This is a genomic window from Chryseomicrobium aureum, assembly GCF_016909155.1.
Lineage (GTDB): Bacteria > Bacillota > Bacilli > Bacillales_A > Planococcaceae > Chryseomicrobium > Chryseomicrobium aureum.
On the sequence record NZ_JAFBFG010000001.1, the window covers coordinates 199600 to 214210 of the forward strand.

The 14611-nt window shown below is 41.7% G+C and carries 16 protein-coding genes and 1 pseudogene; all 17 read left to right on the forward strand.

The annotated features are described in order from the left end of the window. The first annotated feature begins 10 nt into the window (after window positions 1–10). The 17 genes and pseudogenes from JOD03_RS01085 to ftsA all read left to right on the forward strand — a co-directional run bounded on the left by JOD03_RS01085 (window position 11) and on the right by ftsA (window position 14610). The gene (locus JOD03_RS01085; RefSeq protein WP_204588968.1) at window positions 11–853 is read left to right on the forward strand and encodes a ketopantoate reductase family protein; all 843 of its coding nucleotides are present in this window, start codon (window positions 11–13) and stop codon (window positions 851–853) included. Continuing rightward, complete coding sequence (locus JOD03_RS01090) at window positions 850–1239, forward strand: DUF3397 family protein (RefSeq protein WP_204588969.1); 390 nt, start codon at window positions 850–852, stop codon at window positions 1237–1239. Before JOD03_RS01085 ends, JOD03_RS01090 begins: the two co-directional genes overlap by 4 nt. Before the next feature lie 63 nt (window positions 1240–1302). Beyond that, window positions 1303–2922: a bacillithiol biosynthesis cysteine-adding enzyme BshC gene (gene bshC, locus JOD03_RS01095; RefSeq protein WP_204588970.1), complete on the forward strand. Its 1620-nt coding sequence runs from the start codon at window positions 1303–1305 to the stop codon at window positions 2920–2922. Window positions 2923–3065: 143 nt separating this feature from the next. Further along, on the forward strand, window positions 3066–3497 hold the full coding sequence (mraZ, locus tag JOD03_RS01100; RefSeq protein ID WP_204588971.1) for a division/cell wall cluster transcriptional repressor MraZ: 432 nt from the start codon (window positions 3066–3068) through the stop codon (window positions 3495–3497). A gap of 17 nt (window positions 3498–3514) precedes the next feature. Further along, window positions 3515–4465: a 16S rRNA (cytosine(1402)-N(4))-methyltransferase RsmH gene (rsmH, locus tag JOD03_RS01105; RefSeq protein WP_204588972.1), complete on the forward strand. Its 951-nt coding sequence runs from the start codon at window positions 3515–3517 to the stop codon at window positions 4463–4465. Beyond that, a complete protein-coding gene (gene ftsL / locus JOD03_RS01110; protein ID WP_204588973.1) occupies window positions 4466–4822 on the forward strand; it encodes a cell division protein FtsL in 357 nt (118 codons plus the stop codon). Further along, the gene (locus JOD03_RS01115) at window positions 4819–7032 is read left to right on the forward strand and encodes a penicillin-binding protein (RefSeq protein ID WP_204588974.1); all 2214 of its coding nucleotides are present in this window, start codon (window positions 4819–4821) and stop codon (window positions 7030–7032) included. The genes ftsL and JOD03_RS01115 overlap by 4 nt, the downstream gene beginning before the upstream one ends. 198 nt (window positions 7033–7230) lie before the next feature. Beyond that, window positions 7231–7527 (forward strand): penicillin-binding transpeptidase domain-containing protein, encoded by a 297-nt coding sequence (locus tag JOD03_RS01120; protein ID WP_204588975.1) that lies wholly within the window; start codon window positions 7231–7233, stop codon window positions 7525–7527. 76 nt (window positions 7528–7603) lie between these two features. Further along, the gene (gene mraY / locus JOD03_RS01125; RefSeq protein WP_204588976.1) at window positions 7604–8578 is read left to right on the forward strand and encodes a phospho-N-acetylmuramoyl-pentapeptide-transferase; all 975 of its coding nucleotides are present in this window, start codon (window positions 7604–7606) and stop codon (window positions 8576–8578) included. Further along, window positions 8575–9933 (forward strand): UDP-N-acetylmuramoyl-L-alanine--D-glutamate ligase, encoded by a 1359-nt coding sequence (gene murD, locus JOD03_RS01130; protein WP_204588977.1) that lies wholly within the window; start codon window positions 8575–8577, stop codon window positions 9931–9933. The genes mraY and murD overlap by 4 nt, the downstream gene beginning before the upstream one ends. Before the next feature lie 4 nt (window positions 9934–9937). Further along, window positions 9938–10477, forward strand: a pseudogene (locus JOD03_RS13900) (FtsW/RodA/SpoVE family cell cycle protein); the annotation flags it as partial. Window positions 10478–10499: 22 nt separating this feature from the next. Continuing rightward, the gene (locus JOD03_RS13720) at window positions 10500–10676 is read left to right on the forward strand and encodes an FtsW/RodA/SpoVE family cell cycle protein (RefSeq protein ID WP_239584743.1); all 177 of its coding nucleotides are present in this window, start codon (window positions 10500–10502) and stop codon (window positions 10674–10676) included. Continuing rightward, window positions 10664–11452 carry a cell division protein FtsQ/DivIB gene (locus JOD03_RS13725; RefSeq protein ID WP_239584744.1) on the forward strand — a complete coding sequence of 263 codons (789 nt, stop codon included), beginning with the start codon at window positions 10664–10666 and terminating at the stop codon, window positions 11450–11452. Before JOD03_RS13720 ends, JOD03_RS13725 begins: the two co-directional genes overlap by 13 nt. Then, on the forward strand, window positions 11430–12134 hold the full coding sequence (locus JOD03_RS01140; RefSeq protein ID WP_204588979.1) for a DUF881 domain-containing protein: 705 nt from the start codon (window positions 11430–11432) through the stop codon (window positions 12132–12134). The genes JOD03_RS13725 and JOD03_RS01140 overlap by 23 nt, the downstream gene beginning before the upstream one ends. 13 nt (window positions 12135–12147) lie before the next feature. Further along, window positions 12148–12864 carry a DUF881 domain-containing protein gene (locus JOD03_RS01145; protein WP_204588980.1) on the forward strand — a complete coding sequence of 239 codons (717 nt, stop codon included), beginning with the start codon at window positions 12148–12150 and terminating at the stop codon, window positions 12862–12864. Between the two features lie 2 nt (window positions 12865–12866). Further along, complete coding sequence (locus tag JOD03_RS01150) at window positions 12867–13223, forward strand: small basic family protein (RefSeq protein ID WP_204588981.1); 357 nt, start codon at window positions 12867–12869, stop codon at window positions 13221–13223. 91 nt (window positions 13224–13314) lie between these two features. Beyond that, a complete protein-coding gene (ftsA, locus tag JOD03_RS01155; protein ID WP_204588982.1) occupies window positions 13315–14610 on the forward strand; it encodes a cell division protein FtsA in 1296 nt (431 codons plus the stop codon). The last annotated feature ends 1 nt before the right edge of the window (window position 14611 follow it).

The following is a 14611-nucleotide window of genomic DNA, read 5'->3' on the forward strand; positions in this document are numbered from 1 at the left end:
AGGTGAGTCTATGCACATTGCAGTTGTGGGAGCTGGAGCGATTGGATTACTTGTCACGAAGTTGCTAGAAGATAGTGGACACTCAGTAGTGGTGTACTCACGATCTGAAAAGTCGTTCCCTGTCCTCTATCAATCTCCAGAAGGTTCAGTAGAACTTGTCTCATTTATGGGGACACAAGATACCACATTACTTAATGAAGTTGACCTCGTTTTTGTTGCGACAAAAACGTATCATTTAGAGAGTGTTTATCCGCTTTTACACAATAGAACCGGGCCAATTGTATTTTTACAAAATGGACTCATTCGTAAGCAGGTTGAGGCCGCATTAGGAAAAGACTATTGCTTATTTGGAAGTATTGATCACGGGGCAGGCATTGAAGAAGACCTGTTGGTGCATACCGGCAATGGTTCTATTCGTGTCGGTGACAATCCGCTGTATGAACCTTTCATAAAGCAATTGGCTCCAGTTGTATCGTGGGCGGATGATATTGACCGGGTGCTAATGCGAAAAGCTGTATTGAATACGTTAATCAATCCATTAACTGCTTTGTTAGATGTACCCAATGGTGAACTGGCTGTAAATGATTCGTTGCAACAAGCGGTCATTGCTCATTACGATGAACTAGTGGTGGCATTTCCGACTTTAGAAGACTATGTACAATTGGAGGAAGTGTTTGAATTGATCAAACGCACAGCTACCAATTCTTCTTCGATGCGTCGAGATATCAAGGCTGGCAGAGAGACAGAAATTTCAGCTATTGTCCTGCCGCTACTCGAGCAAGCAGAAGCTCGAAATGCATACTTGCCTATCACTTCTTACCTCTATTCCATGATTCAATCTAAAAAGGAGTGAGTTCCATTCAAACGATTTTATCTATATTGATTGTTTTTCCGGTGATAGTGTTTGTCGGGGCATGGTTCATTGGCCGGCTACTTCGAATCCGGAAAAGAAAACGTTTAGGAATAGCCGCAGATGTGACAACAGTCGTATTATATTTTGCGGTTGCTGCAGTCTATGACTGGCTATCCGTCCCAAACGCTTGGACAAATCTTCTCTTGCTTCTTTTATTTATTGCTATCCTAGTTGTCGCTATTTTATGGAAAAACAAGAGTGATGTAGGACCACAAGTCATCATGCGCTTACTTTGGCGCATTTACTTCTTAGTTTTATCAACATTGTACTTTTTAGGTTGGGTGATTGGTCTTGTTCGTTCTATCTCTCAATATGTAAGCGGATAGTTTTAATTAAAGATAGTTGTTTGCTATACTCGTATACGTATTGAATTCAGAAGAGGTGTCCTTATGAACGTAACCACACATCCGCAGCCAAAAGCATCGGATTTTTATTCTACATATATAACAAAATTTAATCAGGTCGAGAACTACTTCGCATACCCGTGGGGAGAAACGGAATGGGAGCGTCGTTTTCAAGAACTGCGGTTTTCAGAAGAAAGACGAGGAATGCTCGTCGAAGCGATTCAAGACTCTATGAAAACTGTTTCATTGAGTACTAGCCAAAAAGAGTCGCTACAGTTGCTTTCAGAAGGTGCAGCAGTCACCATTACAGGACAACAAACGGGCTTACTAACTGGACCCTTCTATTCGATTCACAAGGCAGTCACAGCTATTGATTTAGCAAAGCAGATAACAGCTAAAACAAATAAACCAGTAGTGCCGGTTTTCTGGATGGCAGGTGAAGACCATGACATCTTAGAGGTAAATCATTTCTTCATTGAAAAAAATCGAGATGTTTCAAAGCTCTCATTAGCGGTTGAACAGCTCTCAACTGAAATGGTAGCAGATAAACAAATCGATGCTCAAGAGTTGCGAGGTCTACTTAGTCAAGCCTTTCATGAATTGCCGGAGACAGCGTATACAAAAGAATTGTGGGACTTTCTAGTGACGCTTTCAGAACAACACGGCTCTTATAAAGAATTCTTTTTACAAGCGTTCCAGCATTTCTTTAAAAATTATGGTCTAGTGTTTATCAATTCTTCTGACCAAGGGATGCGTCATCTAGGAAAGCCATTTACAAAACTGTTAATTGAACGAAATGATCAATTAAGACGTGCAGTTTACGATGCGGAACAGAGATTAGCAAGCGAAGGGTTTGGCTTCCCGATTCAGTGCCGAATTGAAAATGCTCATTTGTTCTATGTAAAAGATGCCCATCGCTACTTACTTGAAGCGACAGAAACGGGATTTACGAACAAAGAACTCGGACAATCTTGGACGAAACAGCAACTACTTGATGAAGTGGAAATGAATCCTGAATGTATTAGTCACAACGTAGTGACGCGTCCACTCATGCAACAGTTCTTGTTCCCTGTGCATACGTTTGTCGGAGGTCCGGGAGAAATTGCTTACTGGGCATTGTTAAAAGACGCATTTGAAGTGATGGATTTAAAGATGCCCATTGTCGCTCCGCGCTACAGTGTTACGGTTCTTCCTAATTCAATCGAGAAAAAGATGCAAGATTTTGGAGTGACAGTCGAAGATGCATGGGCAGGTCATCTTCCGAGCCAGATGCATGCGTTTATTGATGCGCAAAAAAATGAACAAGTTGTGGCATCGATTCGCGAGATGAATGCGTGGCTTGATGCCAAGTATGAAGAGCTCCAATCTACACTACATGAGGAGTCTATTAAGATAGATCCTTTACTTGAAAAGAACAAAGCGCTTCATAAGCGACAATTTACATTTTTAGAGCACCAAATCGAAGATGTGTATTTGCAACGATTTGATACTCATGTTGCTGCTTATAAAGCGATTGAAAATGAATTAGTACCTACTGGGTCACTTCAAGAGCGTATTTATTCACCACTTGCCTATTTGAATAAGTACGGATTTGGATTGATCGATGAGTTACTGGCAGTACCTTATAAATTAGACGGCAAGCATTACGTTGTGCATATGAGTTAACGAAGTCGCCCTTGTGGCGGCTTTTTTGTGTCTCAAAATCAAGTCATCTAGTATTTTTGAATTTTTTTATCTACTTTCTAGAAAATTGGTGGAGGAAAGTGGGGGATTGTGGTATGTTTAATTCATAAAGTGGGGTGAGTAGCATGTTCATGGGAGAATATCAGCATTCGCTCGATGCAAAAGGCCGCCTGATTGTGCCAGCGAAGTTTCGCGATCACTTAGAAGGCAACTTTGTCATCACACGCGGACTAGACAATTGTTTGTTCGGATACCCTATGGATGAATGGCGAAAACTCGAAGAAAAACTCAAACAGCTACCAATGACCAAAAAAGATGCTCGCGCATTTACTCGCTTTTTCTTTTCTGGTGCTACCGAAGTCGAAATTGATAAACAAGGGCGCATTATGTTACCTGCGAATCTTCGCGAGTACGCAAAGATGGAAAAAGAATGTGTCGTACTTGGTGTATCCAGTCGCTTTGAAATTTGGGCAAAAGATGCTTGGGACGGCTATGCAGAGGAATCAGAAGAATCCTTTAATGAAATAGCTGAAAACATGATTGACTTTAACATTTAGCCGAAGGAGAGGATCGTTTGTTCAACCATACAACCGTATTACTTACTGAGACAGTCGATGGTTTAGCGATTCGACCAGAGGGAATATACGTAGATTGCACATTAGGTGGCGCAGGCCACAGTGAATACTTAGTACAACAATTATCCGATGCGGGTCACTTGTATTGTTTTGATCAAGATACAACCGCAATTGAAAATGCAAAACAAAAACTTGCACTCTACATACATCGTGTAACATTCATACACTCAAATTTCCGGAACTTAAAAGAAGAACTTGAAAATCTAGGCGTAACAGAAGTGGATGGTATCCTTTATGACTTAGGTGTCTCATCGCCACAACTGGACACACCAGAACGTGGTTTCAGTTACAATCATGACGCGCCTCTTGATATGCGCATGGATCAAACAAGTGAATTAACTGCCTATCACGTAGTCAACGACTGGCCTTATGAAAAGCTCGTCAAAATTTTCTTCCGTTACGGAGAAGAGAAGTTTTCTAAACAAGTAGCACGAGAAATTGAACGTGCACGTGAGAATCAACCAGTCCAAACTACATTTGAATTAGTCGATTTAATTAAACGCGGAATTCCAGCTGCAGCGCGTCGTACAGGTGGACATCCAGCGAAACGAATCTTTCAAGCGATTCGCATTGCAGTAAACGATGAACTAGGAGCGGCGGAAGAGTCATTAGAAAGTGCCCTTACGTTACTCAAACCGGGTGGCCGTATCTCCGTTATTACATTCCATTCACTTGAGGATCGTTTAGTGAAGACAATGTTTAAAGAAGCATCTAGTCTTCCAGAACTTCCACCGAATCTTCCAGTTATTCCAAAAGAGATGCAGCCGAAGATGAAGCTCATTACGAGAAAACCCATCTTACCATCGGAGGAAGAACTATCTGTAAACAATCGTTCACGCTCTGCGAAACTACGAATTATTGAAAAACTTGACGAGAAAGGGAGTTATTAAATGGCGCTACGACAGTATCAAAGCCAACCGCAACACCAACCGCAAAATCCTGCCGTACCACATACATACAAAACCCCTGTCAAACGTATTTCAAAAGGGGAAAAAATGCTGGCTGCTCTATTCGTTGCTGTCTGTGCCGTCTTGATGGTTTTCATTGTTCAAACACAAACCGAAGTTCGAGCAGTGGATGTACAGATTCAACAAATGGAACGACAAATTGATACAGTAAACCGTGAAAACACTGACCTTGAAATCCAAGTCGCTGAACTTTCAAGCTACGAGCGTATCTGGCTAAAAGCGAAGGAACTGGGCTTAACATTAAATGAGAACAATGTGAAGGTTGTGTCTGGTGAATGAACAAAAAAGTACGTTTTCAATGGGGAGCCTTCCTGCTATTTCTGCTATACGGGGGGCTCTTTTTCCTATTATTAGGTAGATTTATCTACATACAAGTCACGGGAGAAGTAAATGGTGAGGTATTGCAACAACGTGCGGAAGAAAAATATAGTCGCGCGCAAGTGTTAGAAGCGCATCGTGGAACTATTCAAGACCGGAATGGCAATGTTCTAGCAGAGGATACGTTGACATACAAACTGTATGCGGTAGTTAGTGAAGAGGCTACTGCGCACGCATATGATCCACGCCACGTGCTGGATGTTGAGGAAACTGCGACACGTTTGAGTGAACATCTCGACTTACCAAAAGAAGAAATCGCCACACGCTTGCAAGATGGAATTACAAACGAGCGCTATCAAGTAGAATTTGGAGCAGAAGGACGTAATATCTCCCACCAAGAGATGAAAGCGATTGAAGCGCTGAATTTACCAGGTATTAATTTTGAGAAAGATTTGAAGCGTCTCTATACAAACGGGCGATTCGCATCCCACTTAATTGGCTTTGCAATTAAAGAAGATGTGGAAGAAAACAAAACGCGTCTTGTCGGAAAAATGGGACTTGAGCGCATCTACGATGAAATTTTGACGGGTACGCCTGGTCGTGTCGAGTACAAAACAGACCGAGGTGGTATGTTGCTTCCTTCATCTGAAAAATTGATTACAGAACCGCTGCACGGAGCTGACGTCAAATTAACGAATGATCGAACGATTCAAAACTTCCTAGAAGAAGCTGTATCAGATGTGCAAGAACAATATGAACCTGAAAAAATTACAGCTCTTGTCGTCAAAGCCGATAGTGGCGAAATTCTAGCGATGACGCAACGACCAACATTCGATCCTAATACACGTGAAGGACTCACTACGAACTGGTTAAATGAAAGTGTGGAAAACACGATCGAACCCGGATCAACGATGAAAATTTTCACATTAGCTGCTGCCATTGAAGAAGGCAAGTGGGATCCGAATGCTTGGTATAAATCAGGATCCTATAAATTGCTCGACCGTACCATTTATGATCACAATGTCGTCGGGTGGGGAAGTATTACTTATTTAGAAGGCTTCCAACGTTCTTCTAACGTTTCAATGGCCTATTTGCTTGAGAAACTAGGAGATGAAACATTCATCAACTACATTAAAGAGTTTGGTTTTGGGGAAAAGACGGGAATTGACCTACCGAATGAGGCGACAGGTATTATCAGTGACCGCTACCCGATCAACCGTCTAACAACAACGTACGGTCAAGGTACAACTGTCACACCGCTTCAGCTTATTCAAGGTATGACGGCTATAGCGAATGAAGGAACAATGTATCAACCGTATATCATTGATGAAATTGTAGATCCAAACACAGGTGAAAAACTACTCAACCATGAACCCGTTTCAAAAGAGTCACCTATCTCAGCTGCTACTGCAAACCAAGTGAAAGACATCCTTGCGAGTACTGTTACGAGTGAAAAAGGAACTGCGCAAAAGTTCAAACTGGATTCGTACACATCTGCTGGAAAGACAGGTACTGCTCAAATTCCAGATTCAAATGGAAACTACTTATGGGGGCGTCAATTGTTCCTTTATTCATTTTTAGGAATGGCACCTGTCGAAGACCCAGAATTAATCGTCTATGTAGCTGTGCATAAACCTAAAATTGAAGCTACAGAAGTGGGATCGGATCCGACTTCCTACATCTTTAACTATGTCACAGAGAATTCATTAAAATACATGAATATCTCACCAGATGAAACAGTAGAACGTCAGCGCATCGAATTAGAAGATTATGCAGGCCAAGACGTTGCGACAGTTCAATCAACACTGCAAGCACAAGGCTTGGAAGTTGTGACAGTTGGTGCAGAAGGTGCAGTAACTGAACAATTCCCAACAGAAGGAACACCTGTTGTCACGGGTACGAAAGTATTTTTGAAATCTCAAGGCGAGAGCGGTTTACCGGATATGACAGGATGGTCCTCTCGTGAAGTGCGCGTATTCAAAGAATTTACCGGGTATCCAATTGAAATGACAGGAAGTGGATTTGTGATTCGTCAAAGTGTCACACCGGGAACTGTGTTGAACCCTGACACACCTTTAGTTATTGAACTTGGCAGTCCTGAAGAAGTGTATACGAGTGAACCGATAGAGGTCGAAGGAGAACCTATTGAAGAACCGGTTGAAGGGGAATAACCTACTCCTGTAATCATATAGTGCTTCAGGAGGGAATTTTATTTCTACTGGTCGTACAAAATTTCTCGCAATTGCGGTAATTATGGTCTTTCTAGCCATTCTGTTGAAAGTGCTGTATATTCAATTTTGGCAGTATGGATTCTTGAATCAGAAAGCGTATAGGTCGAAAACGGGTAGTATGTTGATGGGGACTATATTGTGTCATTTATCGGTTTTGCTCCGATTGATGAACCTGAGTACTTGATCTACATCGCAATTGATGGACCTAAAGGACCTAGTCAGTTTGGCGGAACGATTGCAGCCCCGATTGTAGGGGAATTGTTTGAAGTGCTGGCTAAAGATTCTCCACGTATCCATGAAAAAGAGCGGTCGTGGGATGAAATGCGAGAACTTGAAGTCCCGAACTTGATCGGCCAAACTAAAAAAGAAATTACACCACAGTTACACCAATTCAACTTGATTTGGCATGGAGATGGAGACCAGGTGATTGATTAACTTCCAAAAGCGGGTAGCTCATCAAAACCGCCTTATACACTGCATCTCTACACGAATTAATTAAAGGAGTCTCACTATGTCATTACTATTTATCACACTAACCATTGCGCTAGGATTTATGATTTCAGCACTACTTGCCCCTATTTTTATTCCTTATTTAAGAAGAATGAAATTTGGTCAAAGTATCCGTGAAGAAGGGCCACAATCACACATGAAAAAAGCAGGAACGCCGACAATGGGGGGCTTGATTTTTCTTGTGGCAATTGTTGTAACAACGCTCGGAATATCGTATTTCACGGATACACTTACAACACAGACGGTTGTTCTATTGTTAGTTTTAGTTGGTTTTGGAGTACTTGGTTTTCTTGATGACTTTATTAAAGTCGTGATGAAGCGAAACCTTGGTCTGACATCACTTCAAAAGCTGATTGGTCAAATCGTTTTCTCTATTGCAGCTTATTTCTTACTGCAGTTAGGACCTTTTGATACATCGATTGCAATTCCATTTACATCTTGGTCTATAGACTTTGGACTAGTTTATGTAGCATTTATTGTTTTTTGGCTTGTAGGATTCTCTAATGCTGTCAATTTGTCAGACGGTCTAGATGGTCTTGTGAGCGGGACAGCTTCTATTGCATTTGCGACATTTGGAATACTTGCAGTGCTTTACAATCAAAACGATGCAGCAATTTTTGCGTTTTCAGTTACTGGGGCACTTTTAGGATTCTTACTGTTCAATAAAAACCCTGCCAAAGTATTTATGGGGGACACAGGCTCACTAGCTCTAGGTGGAGCATTAGCGATGCTTTCAATCATTCTAAAACTTGAGCTTCTCCTTCTGCTGGTCGGAATTATTTTCGTAGTGGAAACGGCGTCAGTTATCTTGCAAGTAATAAGCTTTAAAACAAGAGGAAAGCGTATTTTCAAAATGAGCCCAATCCATCATCACTTTGAACTTTCGGGTTGGTCGGAACAAAAAGTTGTATATGTATTCTGGACAGTTGGATTTGTTGCAGCTCTTGTTGTCCTAATGCTGGAGGTCTTTGTATGAACCATATAAAAGAATTACGTCACCAAAAAGTGCTAGTTTTAGGGCTTGCCAAAAGTGGGACAGCTGCAGCTGAAATGCTTCATGAGTTGGGGGCATTTGTTACAGTCAACGATGCAAAACCTTTTGAACAAAACGACCATGCACAACAGTTATTAAAACAGGGAATGACAGTGATTTGTGGTAGTCACCCTGAAAATTTATTGGACGAAGGATTCTCTTTGATTGTCAAAAACCCTGGTATTCCTTACTCAAATCCTGTCTTGCAGGAAGCAAAAAAGCGAGAAATTCCAATTTGGACGGAAATTGAGCTTGCGTATCGTATTAGTGAAGCACAAATGATTGGTATCACTGGATCAAACGGAAAAACAACGACAACAACTTTAGTTGCAGAAATGCTAGCAAAAGGCCCACTACAACCGCTTGTTGCAGGGAACATTGGTACAGTTGCGACGTCTGTTGCTAAGGATGCTACAAAAAATAATATTATCGTAACAGAGCTGTCATCTTTTCAACTCATGGGTACGGTAAAATTAAAACCTTCGATTGCGATTATTACGAATATCTATGAAGCGCATCTTGATTATCATTCTGATTTGGAAGAGTATATTGACGCAAAATTGACAGTTGCTAAAAATCAGACATCTGAAGACTTCCTGATTTACAACGCAGAACAACCAGTTCTTGCAGAGCGGGCAGAAAAGTTGAATACGACACTCCTACCGTTTTATGTATCTGCCAAAAATGCAAATGGGATCAGTGCAGATGCAGAATGGGTGTATTGGAAAGGCGAACCTCTTTATAAGAGAGAAGAGATTCGTCTGCCAGGAAAACATAACCTAGAAAATGTATTGGCAGCGACTGCTGCTGCACTTCTAGTCGGTGCACCACTCGAACAGATTCGTGATACTGTTTCTACATTTGCAGGAGTAAAACATAGAACACAATATGTTGGCGAATGGAACGACCGCCTGTTCTACAATGATTCAAAAGCAACGAATGCATTGGCGACAAAAAGTGCTTTAGAAGGTTTTACACGACCTGTCATTCTTCTTGCAGGCGGAAAAGAACGGCACCATTCCTTTGATGAGCTGATTCCTTATCTACCATCCATCAAGGCTATTTGTCACTTTGGAGAAACTTCTGAGCGTCTGCAACAGTTTGCAAAAATGCATGACGTACTTGCCTTTCCGTTCGAGAATTTAGCAGATGCTTTTTCAAAAGCAGTGGAGTTGTCGGCACCGCAAGATGTGGTTTTGCTATCACCGGCTTCTGCAAGCTGGGATCAGTATGAGAGCTTTGAAATCCGAGGAGATGAATTTATTCATTTAGTAGACCAACTGATAGCGAAAGGATGACGAAGTGCTCTATGAGCAAGCAAAGACTACACTTTTCTTTATAAGTGGGATTTTAACGACTCTTGGCATTTTTTACATTGCCAGTGCCGGCAGCTATTGGTCGGCCGTCCATTATTCATCAAGCTTGCCGTTTTGGGTGAAGCAGTGCGTGTTTGCATGTATTGGAGTTTTTGCTTTCTTCTCTGTTAGGCGAGTGCGTCTCACCAAAAGCTTGATCACCATTTTATATGGGCTAGGTATTCTTGTTGCGTTGACCGTATGGATTCCTGGCCTCGGAATTGTCCGAAATGGGGAACGAGGATGGGTGACACTCGAAGGTTTCTACTTTCAACCGGCAGAATTTACAAAAATCACGACGCTACTTTATACAAGTGCTCTTATTTACAAGAAAACTTCCCATTGGAAAATTGGCGTAGTCATTTTGCTACCTTGTGTACTTTTTATGATACAGCCTGATTTTGGCTCCACATTTCTCGTTGTAGCGACATGTAGTGCCTTGCTTTTTCTTTCTGGTATTTCCATCCGACTTATTTTTTCAGGAGTAGTATGGGGAGTTTGTGGTACTTATGATCGTACAAACAACTGTCAATTTAGGTGTTGTCACCGGTCTATTGCCGGTTACGGGTGTAACGTTACCTTTTATCAGTTACGGCGGCTCGTCACTCGTTACATGCTGGATGATTACAGCACTGATTACTACACTTTATATACAAGGAAGGGAGGCGGAAGAATGGAAAAACTAATCGACATCGAAGATCGTATACCTGCCCTTAGAAGAAAAAGAAAACGCAGAATGACATTTACCTTTTCTATTCTTCTGTTTCTTTTCTTTACGGTATTGCTCCTAGTACTCTATTTGCAATCTTCTATTAGTAAGATTCAGCAAATTACAGTAGAGGGGACATACATAGTAGACGAGCAACAATTACTGGATGCCTCATCATTAGAAATCGGTCAGTCGTTATGGTCATTTCGTGCGTCTGCCATAGAAGACCTCTTAGTAGAGTCTCCTGGAATCGAACAGGCAGAAGTCTCCCGTAAAAGATGGTCTGAAGTTGTCGTTACAGTATCGGAATATCAGCCCGTTGCATTTCGACAAACTGATGATTCTCTATTACTTCTGGAAAACGGAGAAGAGATGAGCGCACAATTTGCAGGCAGTCTTTTTGGACCTGCATTACAAAACTTTGACAATAAAGAGGTAGAACAAAAGTTGATTTCGGAGCTGGGGAAACTAACGCAACAAACTCGCCTTTTAATTTCTGAAATTGCTTCTACACCTAGTGCGTCGGACCCTAACCTAGTAACCCTTTACATGAACGACGGCAATACAGTTATTGTCAGTGCCCTTGATTTCTCTGAAAAATTATCGTTTTATCCCTCTGTACTTCAACAAATTCCTGTTGGAGAAAAAGGGATTGTCGATATGGAAGTCGGTACGTTTTTTGAAAGTTATTCTAGTATTTACGGCGGGGAAGGAGAAGAAGTAGAACTCGATGAACAACAAGAAAACGAATAGAGGCAAGATTTTACTTTCTCTCGTCAGTCTCACGCTCGGATTTATTTTGGCATTTAGCTACAGTCTTTCTCAACAACGGTCTGCTGAACAAGTGGATTTAATCACCTTTAACCAAACAGAAGAAGTTCGAGAGCAGTTGATTCAGCAAAAAGAGCGAAATAAGGAATTGTCAGAAGAACTCCAAGCTGTACAGACAAAGATACGAGAATATGAACAACAGGCAGGTAGCAATACCTCGTCATTAGAGGAACTTGTAAAAACTGCTGAGGCGTTGCGACTACTTACAGGTGAAGTCGCTGTAAAGGGACCTGGATACAAGGTGGAGTTGCAAGATGGGGAATATGATCCAAATCAAGTCAATCCAAACGATTACATCGTACATGAGGGACATGTCTACATGGTGATCAATGAGTTGAAAATTGCAGGGGCAGAGGCCATCAGTGTAAATGGTAAGCGAATCCACGAGACCAGTTATATTCGGTGTACAGGACCCGTTATTACAGTAGACGGTGAGACCTTTCCCGCGCCATTTGTGATTGAGGCAATCGGAAATCCGGAAACTTTAGCAGATGCCGCAGAATTATCAGGTGGAATTTTAGACCAGTTACGAACAGAACAAATTCGTATAGAAACACAAAAATTGAGTGAGCTCGTGATGCAATCGATGCACTCCGGGTCATAATAGGAGAGGTTGTATGAAAAAAGGAATTTCACGTTTCACACTCATCCTCTTTATCATCGGCTTTATGCTCGCTGTGCAATACAATTCGATTCAAAGTCCTGAGGAAAGAGATACGCGGGATATTTGGGAGATTCGTAAAGAGTTGACAACAGAAGCGACGTATCATTCTGAACTGCTTACACGAATTCGTGAGGCGCAACAACTTGCAGCGCAATACGAGACAGAGTCTGCTGAGCGACCTGAGCGTCTGGTTGAGCAGACAATCGGTCAGTTGCGAGAAGAAATCGGATTAGATCCTTACACAGGGCCAGGCGTCGTTATCACAGTCAATCCTTCTGCTGAAGCTATAGCATTTGGGTTTACTATCAATCCGTTGTCGCCTGAGCTGTTGGTTCGGTTTGTTAATGAAATGAATCGTTTCCAAGCAAAAGCAATTGAGATTGATGGAAAGCGCCTCATTTATAGCAGTGCGATCCGCGATATTAATGGACGAACTACAGTAAATACATTACCGATTGCTTCTGCACCATTCGAAATCAAAATCGCCACAGACTCCCTAGAGACCACGGAGCGAATGATAGCTCAAATACGTGCAAGTGGTTTAGCGGATGATTTTTATATTGAAAACTATGAACTTGCGATTGCAGAACCGGTGAGTGAGTTGACTTTAGTTGGATATGATCAGCCAGTGGCTGTCACACATCTTACAGAATGGAAGGAAGGGAATTAATTATGTGGCTACCACTGCTAGGTCTGTTACTTGGTATAGTTCTTGGTTTTATGACAGACTTTCAAATTCCTGCTGCATATGAAAATTACCTTTCGATTGCAGTTTTAGCAGCCCTCGATACACTCTTTGGAGGGATTCGAGCACAACTGCAACAAGTATACGATGACAAAGTATTTGTCTCAGGGTTTTTCTTTAATATTGCGTTAGCTGCAGCACTCGCTTTTTTAGGCGTGCACCTAGGAGTAGACCTATATTTGGCAGCGATTTTTGCTTTCGGTGTTCGTTTATTTCAAAACATTGCGGTTATTAGACGAATCTTGCTTTCTCGTTTTGCAGAAAAAAACGTCTCTACAAAATAAAATAATTGTTTGACTAGTAAGAAACATTTAGACTTTACAAGGTCTTTACTCTAAAATGAGAAGTATATACCTTTTTAGGAGGTGCCACATAGTGAATTCATCAGAATTATACGTATCACTGGACATTGGTTCATCATCAATTAAAGTGGTAATCGGAGAAATCAATAATCAAATTATTCATATTATCGGAGTAGGCAACGCAAAATCGACAGGTATCCGTAAAGGAGCCATCGTAGATATCGATGCCACAGTACAATCTATTAAAAAAGCAGTACAAGAAGCCGAACGTATGGCAGGGATGGAAATACGTGAAGTTGTACTAGGGATTCCAGCGAGTCAAGCATCCATTCACCATGTGAAAGGTGTCGTGGCTGTCCAGTCGGAAGACAAAGAAGTAACAGGAAAAGATTTAGAGCGCGTGCTCGACTCAGCAAAAGTGATGTCGATTCCACCAGAGCGAGAATACCTGAACATAATTCCCGTGCAATACGTGTTAGACGGAGTAGAGGAAATAAGCGACCCACGAGGTATGATTGGTACACGCCTTGAAGTCGATGCCAACATGATCACAACATCTAAGACAATTTTACATAATCTCCTGCGCTGCGTAGAGCGTGCAGGTCTACAGATTCGTGAAATTTACTTACAGCCATTAGCAGCTGGTCAATTTGCGCTCTCAGAAGATGAGCGTAATCATGGCACTGCTTATATCGATATCGGTGGTGGAGCGACAACGATTGCGGTATTCCGTGATGGACACTTGACGCACACATCTACTATTCCTGTCGGTGGCGATCATATGACCAAAGATTTGAGCATTGTTTTAAAGACACCAACGGAACATGCTGAAGAAATCAAACGTCATTATGGACATGCATTTTATGATGATGCTTCTGAAGATGAACTGTTTGAAGTTCCAGTCATTGGAGCAGATATGCGTGAACAATATTCTCAGAAATACATCTCTGAAATTATTGGTGTTCGACTTGAAGAACTTTTTGAGATGATTATGGAAGAACTTTACCGCATCGGTGTACGCGACTTACCGGGTGGTATTGTACTGAGTGGTGGCGTATCTAAGCTTGAAGGATTAGCCCAACTTGCACGCCACGTGCTACAGACACGTGTCCGTATTTACACGCCAGATTATATCGGCGTACGTGAGCCGCAATTCTCTACTGCGATTGGACTTATCCAGTACATTTATAAAGAGGATTTATATTATGGTTTGTCGAATACTACATCAAGTGCAGTAGCTGCTCGTCAAGACACAGCTACCCTGTCCAAGCCAAAACAAAAAGCAAAACCGAAAAAAACAGAAGATCAAGAGCCAAAAGAAAGCGGCATGACAAAAATCAAACAATTTTTCGACCGGTTCTTTGAATAAA

Excerpts from the sequence above, each read along its gene's own strand:
- murD (WP_204588977.1), top strand. The coding sequence starts at position 8,575 with ATGAACCATATAAAAGAATTACGTCACCAAAAAGTGCTAGTTTTAGGG.
- JOD03_RS01085 (WP_204588968.1), top strand. The coding sequence starts at position 11 with ATGCACATTGCAGTTGTGGGAGCTGGAGCGATTGGATTACTTGTCACG.
- mraZ (WP_204588971.1), top strand. The coding sequence starts at position 3,066 with ATGTTCATGGGAGAATATCAGCATTCGCTCGATGCAAAAGGCCGCCTG.
- bshC (WP_204588970.1), top strand. The coding sequence starts at position 1,303 with ATGAACGTAACCACACATCCGCAGCCAAAAGCATCGGATTTTTATTCT.
- JOD03_RS01140 (WP_204588979.1), top strand. The coding sequence starts at position 11,430 with ATGAACAACAAGAAAACGAATAGAGGCAAGATTTTACTTTCTCTCGTC.
- ftsL (WP_204588973.1), top strand. The coding sequence starts at position 4,466 with ATGGCGCTACGACAGTATCAAAGCCAACCGCAACACCAACCGCAAAAT.
- JOD03_RS01145 (WP_204588980.1), top strand. The coding sequence starts at position 12,148 with ATGAAAAAAGGAATTTCACGTTTCACACTCATCCTCTTTATCATCGGC.
- mraY (WP_204588976.1), top strand. The coding sequence starts at position 7,604 with ATGTCATTACTATTTATCACACTAACCATTGCGCTAGGATTTATGATT.
- JOD03_RS13720 (WP_239584743.1), top strand. The coding sequence starts at position 10,500 with ATGATCGTACAAACAACTGTCAATTTAGGTGTTGTCACCGGTCTATTG.
- JOD03_RS13725 (WP_239584744.1), top strand. The coding sequence starts at position 10,664 with ATGGAAAAACTAATCGACATCGAAGATCGTATACCTGCCCTTAGAAGA.
- JOD03_RS01115 (WP_204588974.1), top strand. The coding sequence starts at position 4,819 with ATGAACAAAAAAGTACGTTTTCAATGGGGAGCCTTCCTGCTATTTCTG.
- JOD03_RS01150 (WP_204588981.1), top strand. The coding sequence starts at position 12,867 with ATGTGGCTACCACTGCTAGGTCTGTTACTTGGTATAGTTCTTGGTTTT.